Source organism: Nesterenkonia xinjiangensis, from assembly GCF_013410745.1.
Lineage (GTDB): Bacteria > Actinomycetota > Actinomycetes > Actinomycetales > Micrococcaceae > Nesterenkonia > Nesterenkonia xinjiangensis.
The window spans coordinates 2,294,775-2,308,804 of the sequence record NZ_JACCFY010000001.1 but is presented as its reverse complement, the minus strand read 5'-3'; the positions used below and the strand labels follow the sequence as shown (position 1 = coordinate 2,308,804).

20 protein-coding genes are annotated in these 14,030 nt (G+C 68.5%); 7 read left to right on the top strand and 13 right to left on the bottom strand.

Annotated elements, in window-relative coordinates:
• Positions 1–683 precede the first annotated feature (683 nt).
• Entirely contained in the window at positions 684–1,232 is a 549-nt protein-coding gene (locus tag HNR09_RS10470; RefSeq protein ID WP_179541980.1) for a P-loop NTPase family protein, read from the bottom strand.
• Between the two features lie 89 nt (positions 1,233–1,321).
• On the opposite strand from HNR09_RS10470, the gene HNR09_RS10465 reads away from it, so the two are divergent.
• On the top strand, positions 1,322–1,624 hold the full coding sequence (locus HNR09_RS10465; RefSeq protein WP_179541979.1) for a putative quinol monooxygenase: 303 nt from the start codon (positions 1,322–1,324) through the stop codon (positions 1,622–1,624).
• Between the two features lie 25 nt (positions 1,625–1,649).
• On the opposite strand, the gene HNR09_RS10460 is transcribed toward HNR09_RS10465, so the two are convergent.
• Positions 1,650–2,234, bottom strand: a complete 585-nt coding sequence (locus HNR09_RS10460) for a cysteine hydrolase family protein (protein WP_179541978.1) — start codon at positions 2,232–2,234, stop codon at positions 1,650–1,652.
• A gap of 71 nt (positions 2,235–2,305) precedes the next feature.
• On the opposite strand from HNR09_RS10460, the gene HNR09_RS10455 reads away from it, so the two are divergent.
• Positions 2,306–2,731: an acyl-CoA thioesterase gene (locus tag HNR09_RS10455; RefSeq protein ID WP_179541977.1), complete on the top strand. Its 426-nt coding sequence runs from the start codon at positions 2,306–2,308 to the stop codon at positions 2,729–2,731.
• A gap of 168 nt (positions 2,732–2,899) precedes the next feature.
• On the opposite strand, the gene HNR09_RS10450 is transcribed toward HNR09_RS10455, so the two are convergent.
• Both HNR09_RS10450 and HNR09_RS10445 read right to left on the bottom strand, forming a co-directional pair.
• Positions 2,900–3,424 carry a P-loop nucleotide/nucleoside kinase family protein gene (locus HNR09_RS10450; RefSeq protein WP_179541976.1) on the bottom strand — a complete coding sequence of 175 codons (525 nt, stop codon included), beginning with the start codon at positions 3,422–3,424 and terminating at the stop codon, positions 2,900–2,902.
• A gap of 133 nt (positions 3,425–3,557) precedes the next feature.
• Positions 3,558–4,073, bottom strand: a complete 516-nt coding sequence (locus HNR09_RS10445) for a nucleoside/nucleotide kinase family protein (protein WP_179541975.1) — start codon at positions 4,071–4,073, stop codon at positions 3,558–3,560.
• 76 nt (positions 4,074–4,149) lie between these two features.
• On the opposite strand from HNR09_RS10445, the gene HNR09_RS10440 reads away from it, so the two are divergent.
• Both HNR09_RS10440 and HNR09_RS10435 read left to right on the top strand, forming a co-directional pair.
• A complete protein-coding gene (locus HNR09_RS10440) occupies positions 4,150–4,746 on the top strand; it encodes a class I SAM-dependent methyltransferase (protein ID WP_179541974.1) in 597 nt (198 codons plus the stop codon).
• A gap of 56 nt (positions 4,747–4,802) precedes the next feature.
• Positions 4,803–5,561: a formylglycine-generating enzyme family protein gene (locus HNR09_RS10435; protein ID WP_179541973.1), complete on the top strand. Its 759-nt coding sequence runs from the start codon at positions 4,803–4,805 to the stop codon at positions 5,559–5,561.
• A gap of 22 nt (positions 5,562–5,583) precedes the next feature.
• On the opposite strand, the gene HNR09_RS10430 is transcribed toward HNR09_RS10435, so the two are convergent.
• The 6 genes from HNR09_RS10430 to HNR09_RS10405 form a co-directional block, all read right to left on the bottom strand.
• A complete protein-coding gene (locus tag HNR09_RS10430; RefSeq protein WP_281366349.1) occupies positions 5,584–6,390 on the bottom strand; it encodes an amino acid ABC transporter ATP-binding protein in 807 nt (268 codons plus the stop codon).
• The gene (locus HNR09_RS10425; RefSeq protein WP_246349232.1) at positions 6,377–7,000 is read right to left on the bottom strand and encodes an amino acid ABC transporter permease; all 624 of its coding nucleotides are present in this window, start codon (positions 6,998–7,000) and stop codon (positions 6,377–6,379) included. Before HNR09_RS10425 ends, HNR09_RS10430 begins: the two co-directional genes overlap by 14 nt.
• Before the next feature lie 69 nt (positions 7,001–7,069).
• The gene (locus tag HNR09_RS10420) at positions 7,070–7,897 is read right to left on the bottom strand and encodes an amino acid ABC transporter substrate-binding protein (RefSeq protein ID WP_179541971.1); all 828 of its coding nucleotides are present in this window, start codon (positions 7,895–7,897) and stop codon (positions 7,070–7,072) included.
• Positions 7,898–8,042: 145 nt separating this feature from the next.
• Positions 8,043–8,264 (bottom strand): hypothetical protein, encoded by a 222-nt coding sequence (locus tag HNR09_RS10415; protein WP_179541970.1) that lies wholly within the window; start codon positions 8,262–8,264, stop codon positions 8,043–8,045.
• A gap of 1 nt (position 8,265) precedes the next feature.
• Complete coding sequence (locus HNR09_RS16605; protein ID WP_378939223.1) at positions 8,266–8,409, bottom strand: HutD family protein; 144 nt, start codon at positions 8,407–8,409, stop codon at positions 8,266–8,268.
• 93 nt (positions 8,410–8,502) lie between these two features.
• Positions 8,503–9,342: a helix-turn-helix transcriptional regulator gene (locus HNR09_RS10405; protein WP_179541969.1), complete on the bottom strand. Its 840-nt coding sequence runs from the start codon at positions 9,340–9,342 to the stop codon at positions 8,503–8,505.
• A 110-nt stretch (positions 9,343–9,452) separates the two neighbouring features.
• Here HNR09_RS10405 and hxlB point away from each other — a divergent pair, with 110 nt between their 5' ends.
• The 3 genes from hxlB to HNR09_RS10390 all read left to right on the top strand — a co-directional run bounded on the left by hxlB (position 9,453) and on the right by HNR09_RS10390 (position 11,434).
• Positions 9,453–10,043: a 6-phospho-3-hexuloisomerase gene (gene hxlB, locus HNR09_RS10400; protein ID WP_179541968.1), complete on the top strand. Its 591-nt coding sequence runs from the start codon at positions 9,453–9,455 to the stop codon at positions 10,041–10,043.
• 62 nt (positions 10,044–10,105) lie between these two features.
• Positions 10,106–10,738, top strand: a complete 633-nt coding sequence (gene hxlA / locus HNR09_RS10395) for a 3-hexulose-6-phosphate synthase (protein ID WP_179541967.1) — start codon at positions 10,106–10,108, stop codon at positions 10,736–10,738.
• Between the two features lie 72 nt (positions 10,739–10,810).
• Entirely contained in the window at positions 10,811–11,434 is a 624-nt protein-coding gene (locus tag HNR09_RS10390) for a DUF1697 domain-containing protein (RefSeq protein WP_179541966.1), read from the top strand.
• A gap of 28 nt (positions 11,435–11,462) precedes the next feature.
• Here HNR09_RS10390 and HNR09_RS10385 read toward each other — a convergent pair whose 3' ends face one another.
• The 3 genes from HNR09_RS10385 to HNR09_RS10375 form a co-directional block, all read right to left on the bottom strand.
• Positions 11,463–12,359, bottom strand: a complete 897-nt coding sequence (locus HNR09_RS10385) for a MetQ/NlpA family ABC transporter substrate-binding protein (RefSeq protein WP_179541965.1) — start codon at positions 12,357–12,359, stop codon at positions 11,463–11,465.
• Between the two features lie 110 nt (positions 12,360–12,469).
• Entirely contained in the window at positions 12,470–13,228 is a 759-nt protein-coding gene (locus tag HNR09_RS10380) for a methionine ABC transporter permease (RefSeq protein ID WP_246348790.1), read from the bottom strand.
• Complete coding sequence (locus tag HNR09_RS10375; RefSeq protein WP_179541964.1) at positions 13,225–13,971, bottom strand: ATP-binding cassette domain-containing protein; 747 nt, start codon at positions 13,969–13,971, stop codon at positions 13,225–13,227. The genes HNR09_RS10380 and HNR09_RS10375 overlap by 4 nt, the downstream gene beginning before the upstream one ends.
• Positions 13,972–14,030 lie beyond the last annotated feature (59 nt).

The following is a 14,030-nucleotide window of genomic DNA, read 5'->3' as shown; positions in this document are numbered from 1 at the left end:
CACGCCGCGCGCGCCATGCTGACAGTGCCAGGCCAGCTGAGACCGGTGTCCAGGTGGCCCGCTCGGGCCGAGATGGCGAGAGCCCATTGACGACGACGGCCAGACTCATCACCCCAGCCACTCCGGTGAGAATGCGCCGACGCAGTCGCACAGGGGTGCGGGGACTCACGACGGCCCAGGCGAGTCCCGCATAGGCCACCGTGCTGCCAGCACTGACGGCCCTCAGGTGGGCGGGAAGCGCGCCAGCATGAGCGCCACCGTAACTCGCTCGACCCCACGGAGCACCGAGGGCGAGACCACTTTGAAAGACACTGAGACCAACCAGACCTGCCGCGGTGGCTCGTCGCTCGATCAGGGTCATAGATCCTCCTGGGGCACCTGGATGTCGTCCGTGGCTTCGATGCGTACATCGTACCCACAACGCAGTGAGATGCGCTCGGCCAGCCAGTCCGCGAGAGTGGTCTTGCCCGCCCCGAAGGTGGTGGAGGCCTATGCCTCCCAGGAGCATCGGTTCATCCCGCTGGGCGACGGACCTGCGAATCCCTGGCCTGCGGAGCTGGTCACTGACCCGACATCCGCACGCCCTGGTCTACCTCGACGGCCCCGACCACATCGACCTGCTGCGTGTGCTCCACCATCGGCAGGGCATCTCACCAACCTTCACCCGACACCGCGCTGACCCTCTACGACAGCCGGCCCAGCCAGGCCTCGACCTCGCGGGGCCAACGGAACCGGACAACATGCAGCTGCGGGTACTGCTCCTCCACAGTCGGAATGACCGGACGAAGACGGCCCCGGGTACGGATCCCCCAGCGGATGATGTGGTCCTCCTCGGTGAAGAACTCCCGCAGCGGGCCCTCCCGGTTGCCGTTCCACAGCTCAGCTCCGGTCAGCCGACGCCGCACGGTCCGCCGGACCAGCCGCTGCACAGACAGCCAGTCCGGATAGTCCAGCCACAGGAGGGTGTCCGCCCGGGCGGCGATCAGCGGACGGACCTCTCGGTACTGGTGCTCGATGACCCAGCGATCGCCGGAGGTGAAGCGGTCGACGTCATCGGTGAAGCTGTCCCGTGGGGTCCAGTCGGGGCCGTGGAACAGCGAATCCAGCTCCACCCGGGGGCAGTCCAGGCGCTCAGCCAGCCGGTCCGCGAGGGTGGTCTTGCCTGCCCCGGAGGTCCCGGCCACGGCGATGCGGCGCGGGGTCCAGGTGAGGGGATCTCTTGGGGTCAGCACCGCAGCAGTCTAAGTCGCACCGCTCCGAGCTCACACCCCTGCGGCCGGGAAGCGTCCCGCCGAGGTCCTCCAGGCGCTAGCGTCATCCCATGACCTACGTGAACACGGGCTCCTTCGTGACCCAGCCCGGCCACCGCGACGCCGTCGTCGCCATCCTGACCCGCCATTCGCCTCAGCTGGCCGCCTCCGGATGCCTGAGCTACGAGGTCGGCGTCGACGAGGACCACCCGGACACCGTCTTCGTCGCAGAGACCTGGACCTCTGCCTCGGCCCATGAGCAGTCCCTGCAGCTCGAGAGCACCCGAGAGGCGATCGCCGAGGCCATGCCCCTGCTCACCGGGGAGATGACGCAGCAGCATTTCACCTCGGTGGGCTCACCGCTGCAGGACTGAGGCTGCGCGGGGCGGTCTGACCTGGTCAGCCCTGACGCGGAACCGCTTCCAGCAACTCCTCGGTGGAGACCACGGTGGCGAACTCCCCGTGCAGGTTCGTCGCGGTGGCCTGCATCAGCTGCTCGGCGGTGAGCACCCGGCCGTCAGGACCGGTGCGGTCAAAGGAGTGGGTGGCGTCCAGGGCGAAGAGCACCCGATGCCCCAGGTTCCCACCGACCCGGGCCGTGGTCTCACAGCAGTGATTGGTGGAGATCCCGCAGACCACGATCGTCTCGATCCCGGCGGCGCGCAGCCAGGCGTCCAGGTCCGGTGTTCCGTGGAAAGAGGAGTTCACGGACTTGACCACGTGCAGGTCGGCCGAGCCCTCCACGATCTCTTCCAACTGGTGCCCCTGGTGTGAGGGGTGCAGTGGCGAATCCGGGTCGGTCGAGGCGTGGCTGACCAGCACCACCGGCATCTTCACGTCCCGCCAGGCCTGCAGCAGCCGGTGGATGTTCTGCTCGCTGTCCGGGTTCCCACGGCGGCCCCAGTGCTCGGCGTCGCGGAAGCCCTGCTGGACGTCGACTACGATCAGTGCCGTCGTCGGGGTGATGCCGAGGCTCTCGTTCATGGGGCCACCGTACACCGCTTGCTACCCTGACCAGCGTCGGTCCGGATGTCCGGCAGGAAGTGAGGCGACGGATGAGCGTGCGGGTTCCGATCGAGCTGCGCTGGGGCGACCAGGACGCCTTCGGACATGTGAACAACGCCGCGGTGATGCGGATCCTCGAGGAGGCTCGCACCCGCGGTTTCTGGCGCACCACCGATGACGACGACGGCGGTTTCCCGCCGCTGACCGCGGACTCCCCGGTGTGGTCCGTGGTCGCCGAGGTGACCATCCGCTATCTGCGGCAGATCGACTATCAGACCGCGCCGGTGACCGTGGAGATGAGCATCGCCAAGCTCGCCGGCGCCAGCCTGGACATCGCCTACCGGATCCTCGCCGACGGCGACACCGAGCCGAGGGTCACCGCCACCACCCGGATCGTCACCGTGGACCGGGACACCGGCCGCCCCTGCCGCCTGCCCGCCGAGATGAGGGAGGCCTTCGCCCGGCACACCGGCTGAGGCGGGTCCGTAATCCGGCGGCCGGCATAGCTGCGCAAAGAAGGAGGGCAGATCGCCGAGATGATCAGCGCGCGCCCTCACTACGTTCTCGGCTGGGCCACGAGCCTCGACCCCCTCCAAGAACTTCCCACTGTTTGAAGTACCCAAAGCAGGACTGTGACCTACCGCCTACTTACTTTGCAGATGGGGTTCCACAGCCCTCCAGAGCGCATCGGCGCACCTCTCAGGTGTTTCGGCACGGCTTGTGTAGATGATCGAGCTTCGAGGCAGCAATTTCCGGAGCGCAATGGCATCCAGCCGTGCATCGGCGATGGTCGCCTTTGATTCTTGGCGGTTTTGGAGGCGAATGTCCCGGACATCGTCGTCGATTTCCCAGCCGATGACCGTTCCCGCCCCTGGCGCGGGGTGTTTGTCGAGCACCTGCGCGAAAAGGACCATGTCGAAGCCAGAACGTGTCACGAAAGACGTTATGCGTTCCCAGAGCCTGTCGTAGGCTGGCCAGATCGCTGCCGCAGAGCGGTCGGCGACCTTGACGCCCAGAAGAGTGCCATGTTCGAGCACTTCGTCGATATCCGCCACGACTGCGCGTCCACGAGCCAGCGAGATCATATGGGGGAGCACGGTGGACTTCCCTGTCCCGGGAGGAGCCGAGATGAGAATCAGCGCGCCGTCGGGCTGGCGTGGTTCGTTCATCGCACCGACCTTTCTGGGACCGAGCCTTCCAGCAGTCTGCCAGCCCAGTGCCCTGGACGAGGACGTCGGAGCGTCAATCGTTGAGGCCGCCGCCGATCGTAGCGCACCGCACCCTTGAGTCTCTGACCGTGACTCAGCCGACCCAGCCGAGTAGCGAATTCATCTGTAGGGCGACCTCGTGAGGGGACCTACTCTCTGTGTTGATCCGGTGTACAGCGGGGCCGGCCTCGGTGTCGAGGCGTAGGGCGGCGACCCTGCTCCTCTCTGCATGCGCGTCCAAGCTCTCCCCTCGCTCGCGTCTGCCGAGTCGGTCGTGGATCGTGCGTGTGGTCGCCTGGAGCAGCACCGCTGTCATGCGAGGCTGGTCGCCCATGGCGTCCGCGATAGCGGCGCCCTCCAAGACGGAGACTGTGTTGGTGAAAACCAGCCGGTTATAGCCAAATGCTCTGTAATTGGCCCAGATCGCTGAGAGGTTCCGGAAAGCGATACCTGAGTGCCAGGGGGCCGGGTGGGCGAGGTCGAGCGCGTCGCCCTCCACCACCGCATGCCGCACTTCCTGCGCTGACAGGAGGTCGTGAAGCGCGAACGCGGCCGATGACTTCCCCACCCCGGACGCTCCGCCAATGACAAGCAACTCTGATTCCTCCATGAATTAAGAATGCGCCACTCGACCCGATACGCACAGCCTGAGACACAGAGACGAGCAACGGGTGTTGACTGGTGGCATGACTTTCGAATCCGTCCGGTCCTCCTACAGGGCCCGAGCAGACGAGTACGTCGCTGCGCTCGGGAGCGTCGACCACTTGGCCGCCCCTGATCTGGTGCTCATCCGGCGGTGGGCAGGCAGCCTCGAGGGACCGGTGATCGACGTGGGATGCGGTCCGGGCCAGTGGACGCACCATCTCTGCTGCCTGGGCGTCGCCGCCGAAGGCATCGACCCTGTGGCCGAGTTCATCGACAGCGCGAGGTCCACCTATCCGGATGGGCGATATCGCGTGGGCCACGCAGAAGACCTCGGCGCAGAAGCTGGCAGGCTGGGTGGCGTGCTCGCCTGGTACTCGCTCATCCACACCGCGCCTGACCGCATCAGTGCGCCGCTCGCCGAGTTCGCGCGATGCCTCCGTGCGGGTGCCGGCCTCGCGCTGGGATTCTTCACAGGCCCGAGAGTGGAATCCTTCGAGCATGCGATCACGACCGCCTACTATTGGCCGACCGACGTCCTGGCGTCCGAGGTCGAGTCGGCGGGGTTCGCCCTCACCCATATCGAGACACGCACCGACCCGGGCAGGCGACCACACGGCGCGATCCTGGCGACCCGTTGACGACCAGCCCGTTTCAGCGAGAATGGCAGCATGAATGACGGTCCTGGCGAATCGCGATGAACTCTCTCGCATCGATCCCGGGCGGAGCCGTCCAGCTGAGAGACGCTCGGCGGGGCACGGAGCGCACCGTCACACCGTTGCCCTTCCACGCTGGTATTGCCCCTGTCACGGTCACAGAGCTCGCTGCCGGACATCTCGGCGCGGCATCGGCGAATGGAGGAGACCTGCCCGCGACCGGCGTCCGCTGGTTCGACGCTGTGACATGGTGCAACACAGCCTCCGAGCACGACGGACGCGAGCCGGCCTATCGCGTCGATGGTGGGGCAGTGCGCTGGAAACCAGCTGCCGACGGGTATCGGTTGCCGACGGAGGCCGAGTGGGTCCATGCGAGCCTGGGTGGCGACACGGGTGCGCGGCACGGCCTCCTGGCCGACATTGCGTGGGCGGCCGCCGATGGTGTCAGCGGCCCTCAGCCGGTGGGCCGCAAAGCGGCGAACAGCTACGGACTGGTCGACACGCTCGGCAACGTCTGGGAGTGGTGCTGGGATCGCCTGGACCCCGCCCGCTACGCGGACTACCGCCTGCTGAAGGGCGGCGGCTGGGCCGACCCTGTGTGGAGCTGCCGCGTCGGCGTGCGGCGCGGGAACGCCCCGAACGCGATCATCGAGGATGTCGGGTTCCGCGTGGTGACCGGGGCTGTGATGGCCGACCACACAGCAGACGGCGGACAGGGCTGGTCTGAGCGCGAGGATCGCGCACGTGCCTCGATCTCTCCCCCACTCCCCGCAGGATGGACACCCCTGCAGTTCGACTGACCTGAGGGCCCCGGGCGGCCTGTCAGAACGGGTTCAGCAGCCGGTGGACGAACCGCTGGGTGCGGTCCCGGCGGGGACGGCGCAGCACCTCGCTGGCCGGTCCCTCCTCCACAACCACGCCTCCGTCCATGAAGACCACCTGGTCGGCGACCTCTCGGGCGAAGGCCAGCTCGTGAGTCACCAGGACCATGGTCCACCCCTCCTCGGCCAGCTCCTTGATCACAGTGAGCACGTCGCCCACCAGCTCGGGGTCCAGGGCGGAGGTGGGCTCGTCGAAGAGCAGCAGGGCAGGCTTCATCGCCAGGGCTCGGACGATCCCCACCCGCTGCTGCTGGCCGCCGGAGAGCTGGTGCGGGTACTGGTCCCGCTTCTCGGCGAGACCCACCCTCCCCAGCAGCCGTTCGGCGTTGGCGATGGCCTCCGCCTTGGGGCGGCGCTGCACCTGCACCGGGCCTTCGATGACGTTCTGGATCACTGTCTTGTGCGGGAAGAGGTTGTAGCCCTGGAACACCATCGCGCTGCGCGTGCGCAGGGACTCCTTCTCCCGGCGCCTGGTGCGCGGGCCGAAGGTGACTTCTGGGCCGCCGTCGAAGGCGATGACCCCGGCGTCGGGACGCTCCAGCCCGTTGAGGCAGCGCAGCACCGTGGTCTTCCCGGACCCGGAGGGGCCGATCAGCGCCAGCACCTTGCCGGCGTCGACCTGCAGGTCGATGTGGCGCAGCACCTCATGGTCTCCGAAGGACTTGTTCAGCCCGGACACGCGCAGCAGCGCGGCGCCAGGGCGCGCACCTCCGAACGGCTCGACGGCGGAGGGTTCAGCGGGCGACATATCGATCCAGCCTCCTCTCCAGGCGCATCTGGCCCGAGGAGAGGACCAGACAGAACACCCAGTAGATCACTGCGGCCTCCACGTAGAGCACCATGAACTGTTGGCTGAACGCGGCGATCTGCTGAGCCGCGCGGAACATCTCGGTGACCAGGATCAGCGAGGCCAGCGAGGTGTCCTTCACCAGGGAGATGAACGTGTTGGACAACGGCGGCACCGAGACCCGGGCGGCCTGCGGCAGGATGAGCCGACGCAGTGTCTGCACCCGGGACATGCCGATGGTGTACCCGGCCTCCCACTGCCCCACCGGCACCGAGAGGATGGCCGCACGGATCACCTCGGCGGCGTAGCCGCCCACGTTCAGCGAGAATGCGATGACCGCACTGGGCCAGGGGTCGATGGTCACCCCGACCGAGGGCAGGCCGAAGAAGATCACGAACAGCTGCACCAGCAGCGGGGTGCCGCGGATGACAGAGATGTAGGCGCGCGCGATCCAGGAGACGGGACGGATGCTGCTGATCCTCATCAGCGCGACGACGAGCGCGAGGATCAGTCCCAGCGAGAAGCTCGCAAGGGTCAGCGGGATGGTCCCGGTCAGGCCGGCCCTGAGCATCGGCCAGAAGGAATCTGCCACGAGCTCCCAGTCGAGCTCAGACAACCACTCCATGGACACCGCCCCCGATCACTGCGAGACGTCGGCGTCGAAGTACTCTTCGCTGATCTCCGTCAGCGTGCCGTCCTCGGCCAGCTCTGCGAGCGCCTCGTCCACGGCCTCCACGAGCGACTCGCTGCCCTGCCGGAAGGTGAGGGCGGCGAAGGACTGGTCGTCGGTCTCGGCCGCGATCGCGATGTTCTCGTTGTCCTCGGTGGCCTGGTAGTCCAGGTAGGTGAGCTTGTCATTGATGGTGGCGTCCACCCGGCCCTGCTCCAGCAGGGTCACCGACTGGGCCCAGCCTTCCACACCCTCGACGTCGGCGCCGGCCTCGACGGCGAGGTCGTACCAGTTGCTGGTCAGCGACTGCGCGGTGGTCTTGCCCTCGAGGTCTTCGAAGCTGGTGATCTCCTCGTTGTCGGCCAGGGTGACGATGACCCCGTTGCTGACGGTATAGGGCTCGGAGAACAGGTAGGACTCCTGGCGGTCCTCGGTGACGGAGACCTGGTTGGCGACGACGTCGAAGCGCGCGGACTCCAGCCCGGCGAACATGGCGTCCCACTGGGTCTCCTCGAACTGGACCTCCACCCCCAGCTTCTCGGCCACGGCGGTGACGATGTCGACGTCGTAGCCGGTCAGGTCCCCGGAGCCGCCCTCATGGTAGGAGAAGGGCCGGTAGGTGCCCTCGGTGCCGACCGTCAGGGTGCCTTCCTCCTGGACGTCCTCCAGGGTGAGCCCGGCGGCGGACTCCTCGTCAGTGTCCTCGCCGACGTCGGCGGTGTCATCGGCGCTGCAGGCGGCCGTGGAGATCAGCAGTGCGGCGATCGCGGCGGCGGGCAGGACGCGGCGGTGAGTCATCAGATTTCCCCCGAGGTGTGTGGTCATGGACGAGCTGTCCGGACGGCTAGTGAACGTAGCACGCCGGCAGGCGCTGGCCCGCCGCACATGACGCAAGACGACGAGCTCACCTGCCTCAACCTGCTGACGAGTCCATCGATTCCCCTCAGCGAACCCCCTCATGCCCCGCGACCTGATCCCGGACCCGGACACGGGCCACCACTGCTGACCCGTCCGCATGGATGCGAGCCGGGCCATGCGGCCGGAGAGTCTGGCCCTGGGCCAGCTCTCCCCCGTCTCGGAGGCTCACCGACCCGGAGAGCACGAAGATCGCGACCTCGGCAGGGTCCAGCGCCGACCAGCCGGCCGCGAGGTGCTCGACGCGCACCTCACCGCGAGCCTGGGGTGACGAGGGTGAACACGCGGCCCACCCCTGGCAGCGCGGAGAAGGCGCAGTCATCCACCAGATCCGCGAGACTGAGCCGCCAGAGGAATCCCTGCCCCGGCCCGCCGGCGTCGACCTCTGGACCCAGGGGCGGGGCTCCACGGGTTGGGGTTCCACGGGGCAGGGGCCAGCTGCCTGGTGGAGATGATCTGGTGGGTCATTGGTCTGGCTCCCATGCTTCTCAGCGCAGCAGCGCGATGAGCTCCGCGCGGTTCCGTGTGCCGGTCTTGCGGAGCAGCTTGGAGATGTGGAACTTGACGGTGTGGTCGCTGATCCCCAGCTCGCCCGCGATCTCGGCGTTGCGCGAACCACGGGCCAGGTGCTGCAGCACCTCGGCCTCCCGCGGGCTCAGCTCCGCGAGATCCTCCATCGGAAGCGCCGCCGGTGCCGGGTCCAGCGGGACGGCGATGCTGATCTCGGTGCCCCACCCTCGCGTGGACTCCACCTCCATCCTGCCGCCGAGCGCACTCAGATGCTCGGCGATCGGGCGGAGCGCGTCGTCATGGGCACGGAGCTCCCCAACCCCGTCATCGCGGAGGTGGATCAGCAGGTGCAGACCGTCGCAGTCCCAATGGACCCGGACGCGGCGGGCCTCGGACGAATCGACGACGATCAGCACGGCGCTGCGGACGATCGCCCGTGCCGCCTGCGCCACATCTCCGGGCAGCGCCCGGCCGTTGGGCGGAGGCTCCACGAACTCCACCTCCACGCGGCCATGACGCACCAGCGGGCGCAACTCGGCCTTCAGACGCCCGAAGGCCCCGGTGACCGGCTCCAACAGGTCCGCCCCCTGCCGCGCGGAGGAACGCGCCTCCACCAGCGCGGCGGCGGCGATGCCAGTCGCGGTCTCCCGCGCTTCGCGGTCCCCCAGCCGCGGCGAGCGCAGCGCCGCCAGAATGGTCTCCAGCGTCACCGCCTGCCGATCCGCCAGCTCCGAGACGGAGCGGGCGTGCTGCGAGGCGTGGCGACGATCCGCGGGCGCGGGCAGCTCGTGGGGGTCCTGCGTCGGATCCTGCGTCATGCCCCACAGGCTAGCCGACCTGCCCGTCCGAGCAGTCCTGGCCGAACGGGCAGTCTCACTGGACCTTCGAGGGATGGTGCGCTGCCCGGCCGGTGGGCAGGATCGTCTCCATGAACGCGAACATCACGCTGACCACGCACACCACCGTCGGCAGTGCGCTGCAGGAGATCACCTCCGAGCTTGCCCGGAGCTCTGACACCCTGACGCTCGCCGGCCGCACCTTGGAGGACCTCGCCGCGGTCGTCTCGGGGGCTGAGCGGGTCTTCGTCCTGGGCTCGGGCCGCTCGGGCCTGGCCCTGAAGATGACCGCGATGCGGCTGATGCACCTGGGACTGACCACCCACGTCGTCGGCGAGATCACCACCCCAGCCATCCGGGCCGGGGACGTGCTGCTGGTGGCCAGCGGCTCCGGAACCACCGCGGGCATCCTGCAGGCCGCCGAGAAGGCGCGGTCCGTCGGCGCGACGGTCGCCGCACTCACCGCCACACCGGAGTCGCCGCTGGCGCAGCTCGCCCAGGTGACGGTGGAGGTGCCCGCAGCGGCGAAGCTCGATCGCAGCGGGAGCATCTCGGCGCAGTACGCCGGAAGCCTCTTCGAACAGGGCCTGGTCGTGCTCGGAGATGCGCTGTTCCACGCCCTGTGGCAGCGCAGCGGCCTCACCGGTGACGACCTCTGGCCGCGCCACGCCAATCTGGAATGACATCCATCCCCGACCCGTCCGAACTCGCCATTCGCCCCGACCAACCCTGAAGGAGAACTCTCATGAAGATCCAGTTCGCCATGGACACCCTCACCACCGAGCAGGCCCTGCAGTGGGCCGCTGCGGCGGCCCCTCACGTCGACATCCTGGAACTCGGCACCCCGCTCATCAAGAGCGAAGGGCTCCGCGCGGTCACCGCCGTGAAGGAGGCTCACCCGGACAAGGTCGTCTTCGCCGACCTGAAGACCATGGACGCCGGCGCCCTGGAGGCCGAGATCGCCTTCACCGCCGGCGCCGACCTCGTCACCGTGCTGGGCACCGCTGACGACAGCACCATCGTCGGTGCCGTCGAAGCCGCCCGCCGCCACGGCAAGGGCATCGTCGTGGACCTGATCGGAGTGAAGGACAAGGCACGCCGCGCCCAGGAGGTCGTGGACCTCGGGGCTGAGCTCGTCGAGATGCACGCGGGTCTGGACGAACAGGCTCAGGAGGGCTACTCACTGGATGACCTCCTCACCGCGGGGCGGGCCTCCGGTGTGCCGTTCTCCGTGGCCGGCGGGGTCAGCGCCTCCACTGTCGCAGATGTGCAGACTGCGGGCGCGCAGATCGCGGTCGCCGGCGGGGCCATCTACTCGGCCGATGACATCGGCGCAGCCGCCCAGGCGCTGCGCGCGGCGGTCACCGTCCCCGTCTGACCCCTCTCACGTCTCAGCCGGTGCCCGGCGAGGAAGCTCCTGCTCCCCGTCGGGCACCGGTAGTCTGTGCCCATGGCAGCCCCGGCTCCGGCCAGCTCTCACGATTCCACCACCGATCCTTCGTGGTGCGCGCTGCTGCGCGGCATCGGACCGGGGAACCCAAACATGCGCAATGAGAAGCTGCGCGCGGTCTTCACGGATCTGGGGTTCGACGACGTCGCCTCGGTGATCTCCAGCGGCAACATCATCTTCAGCGCCGATTCCGGTGAAGTCCCGCACGACGGCGGCGCGCTCGGCTCCCCCGAGCGGGCCGACGCCGAAGCACACATCCAGGCCGCGCTGCAGGAAGCCCTCGGCATCGACGGAGGCACCGTGCTGCGCAGCCGAGCGGAGTTGGAATCGCTGGTGCAGGCCGCACCCTTCGGCGAGCGGGAACACTCCCGGGCCACCTATCTGCTGGCGACGTTCCTGAAGGATCCGGCCGCAGTCCAGGACACCGTGGACCTGCCGACGCCGCCGTCGTCGACCACCGAGCTGCTCGGCCATCACGGGCCGTCGGCCGCGGTGCTGTCCGTCACCGACACCACCGCGGCGAAGACCCCGGACGTGATGGTCTGGCTGGAACGTGCCTTCGGCAAGCAGATCACCACCCGCACCTGGCGGACGGTGACCCGCATCCTGGCGAAGATGCCCTGACGCCGACCTGACCGGTCTCCCGGGAGGATCAGAACGCGGGCAGCAGCGTCTCGCTGTGCTCCTCCTCCAGGAAGTCACGCACCTCGTCAGAGGTCATGGCCTGCTCGAGCACCTCGATCTTCTCGGTGTCGGCGTCCTCGGCGCGGGCCACCAGCTGGATCGCGAAGCGCTGGTCCACGGTCTCCTCCAGCAGGATGGCGTCCTGCGGGGTCAGCCCCACCCGGGCGATGTAGGTCGGATAGTTGTAGACCATCGCGATGCCGTCCTCCTCGTAGGCCGAGGAGAGGTTCAGCAGGTCGACCTGCACCCATTCGAGGTCCTTCGGGTTCTCCTCGATGTCAGAGATCCGCCCCTCGAAGCCGACACCCTCGGCCAGGCTGATCAGCCCGTGCTCGTCGAGGATCGCCAAAGCCCTGCCCTCGTTCGAGGCGTCGTTGGGGATGGCGACCTGTGCACCCTCAGGGATGTCGGCGACGTCGTCGAACTCCGCCGAGTAGAAGCCCACCTTCGCGTCATAGATCGGCGCCAGGGCGGTCAGCTCGGCGTCGTGCTCGGCGTTGAAGGCCTGCATGTACGGCTCATGCTGGGCGAAGTTCGCGTCCACCTCACCGTCGGCCAGCAGCCGGTTGTATTGGACGTTGTCGCTGACCTGGACAAGCTCCACCGTCCAGCCCTCCTCCTCGGCCACCTCTCCGGCGACCTCGACGACGTCGGTCATCGGCGGCATATGCGAGGCCACCCGGATGGTGGTGTCCGACCCGGCGTCGCCTCCGGACTCATCACCGGTGGTGTCTCCGCCCTCGGTGCAGCCGGCGAGCAGGAGCGCGCCCACGGTGACGACGGCGAGCGGCCGGAGCAGCGCACGGAACCGGGCGGAGCCGTGGGCGGAGAGGGAGGTGGGACGGGGGCGGGGACTAGGTGACATGGTCTCCTTCTTCGGATGTGGGCGGTGCGGGTGGACCGGAGGGTCCAAGCTGGTCAGGGCGGTCAGGGCTGGTCAGGGCGGTCAGGGCTGGTCAGGGCGGTCAGGGCTGGTCAGGGCACCCGGCGGTCGATGCGCCGCGAGATCCAGGTCCCGGTCCCCTGGAGGAGCATCACCACCACGATCATGATCAGGATGGTGGCGTACATGATCTCGTACTCATAGGTCTGGTACCCGTAGCGGATGGCGAAGTCACCGACTCCTCCGCCGCCCACCACTCCCATGATGGTGGAGTAGGAGACCATGGAGATGGTCACCGTGGTCAGGCTCAGCACCAGTCCGGAGCGGGCTTCGGGGTAGAGGAACCGGGTGATCAGCTGCAGGGTGCTGGCCCCGAGGGCGTCGGCGAGCTCCACGGTCTGCCGCGGCACGTCGAGCAGGGTCTGCTCCACCCAGCGGGCATAGAGCGCCACCGCGACGAAGGCCAGCGGCACCGAAGCCGCGGTGGTGCCGAAGGAGGTCCCGACGAGCCAGCGGGTGAACGGGATCAGTGCGACCACGAACAGCAGGAACGGCACGGAGCGGACCACGTTGACATAGCCGTTGAGCACGGCGTAGAGCCCGTGGCGGGGCTGCGGCCCGTTCCTCCGGGAGAGGTACATCCACGTGCCGATCGGCAGCCCCAGCAGCACCGCGGCCAGCAGCGAGTTGCCCAGCATCAGCCCGGTCTCCCAGATGGCCTGGAGCATCTCCCCGCGATACGCACCCAGGCTGGCGGTGAGCTCGTCGAAGGAGCCAGCGACCTCGGCGAGGATCCCCTCGCCGCTCCCCTGGGCCGTCAGGGCGCCCCCGATCATGCCTTCCCCGATCATGCGAGGTACCTCTGGGCTCGTTCGGCGTAGGTGGCGAAGGCTTCCCGCGGCGGCGGGGCGACGACGTCGGCCACCGCGGTGAGCCGACCCCGCTCCAGCACGGCCGCTCGGTCGCAGGAGGCCTTGATGACGTCGAGCTCGTGGCTGACCAGCACGATCGTGGTGCGCAGCTCGCGCCGGATCTGGCCGAGGATCTCCATGACCTCTTCGGTGTGGTGGTCGTCCAGGGCGGAGGTGGGCTCGTCGCAGAGCAGGATTCCCGGCTCGGTCACCAGCGCCCGGGCGATGGCCACCCGCTGCTTCTCCCCGCCGCTGAGCAGGCTGGGGTGTTTGTGCGCGTGATCGGCCATGTTCACGAAGTCCAACATCTGCATCACCCGGTCCCGCTCTCGGCGGCGCTGCAGGCGCAGCGGCAGGGCGGCGTTGTCGAAGACGGTCTTGTTGGCCAGCAGGTTGAACTGCTGGAAGACCATGCCGATGCGGCGGCGTCGGGCACGCCGGGCCCGCGGGCTGAGCGCGGCGAGGTCGACCCCGTCCACCAGCACGCGGCCTGCCGTGGGCGCCTCGAGGTGGTTGATCATCCGCAGCAGGGAGGACTTCCCCGACCCGGATTCGCCGACGACGCCGAACATCTCCTCATCCTGGATGGTGAGGTCGATGCCCCGCAGGGCGTGGAGCTCGGGGCCGCCGCGTCCGGCCCCTCGGCGCCGGTAGGTCTTGGTGACGTGTTGGAGCTCGATCATCGGGGGCGCCCTGCCCGAGGGCCCCGTCCATCGGCTGGGCGATTCGCCTGTGCGGGCAG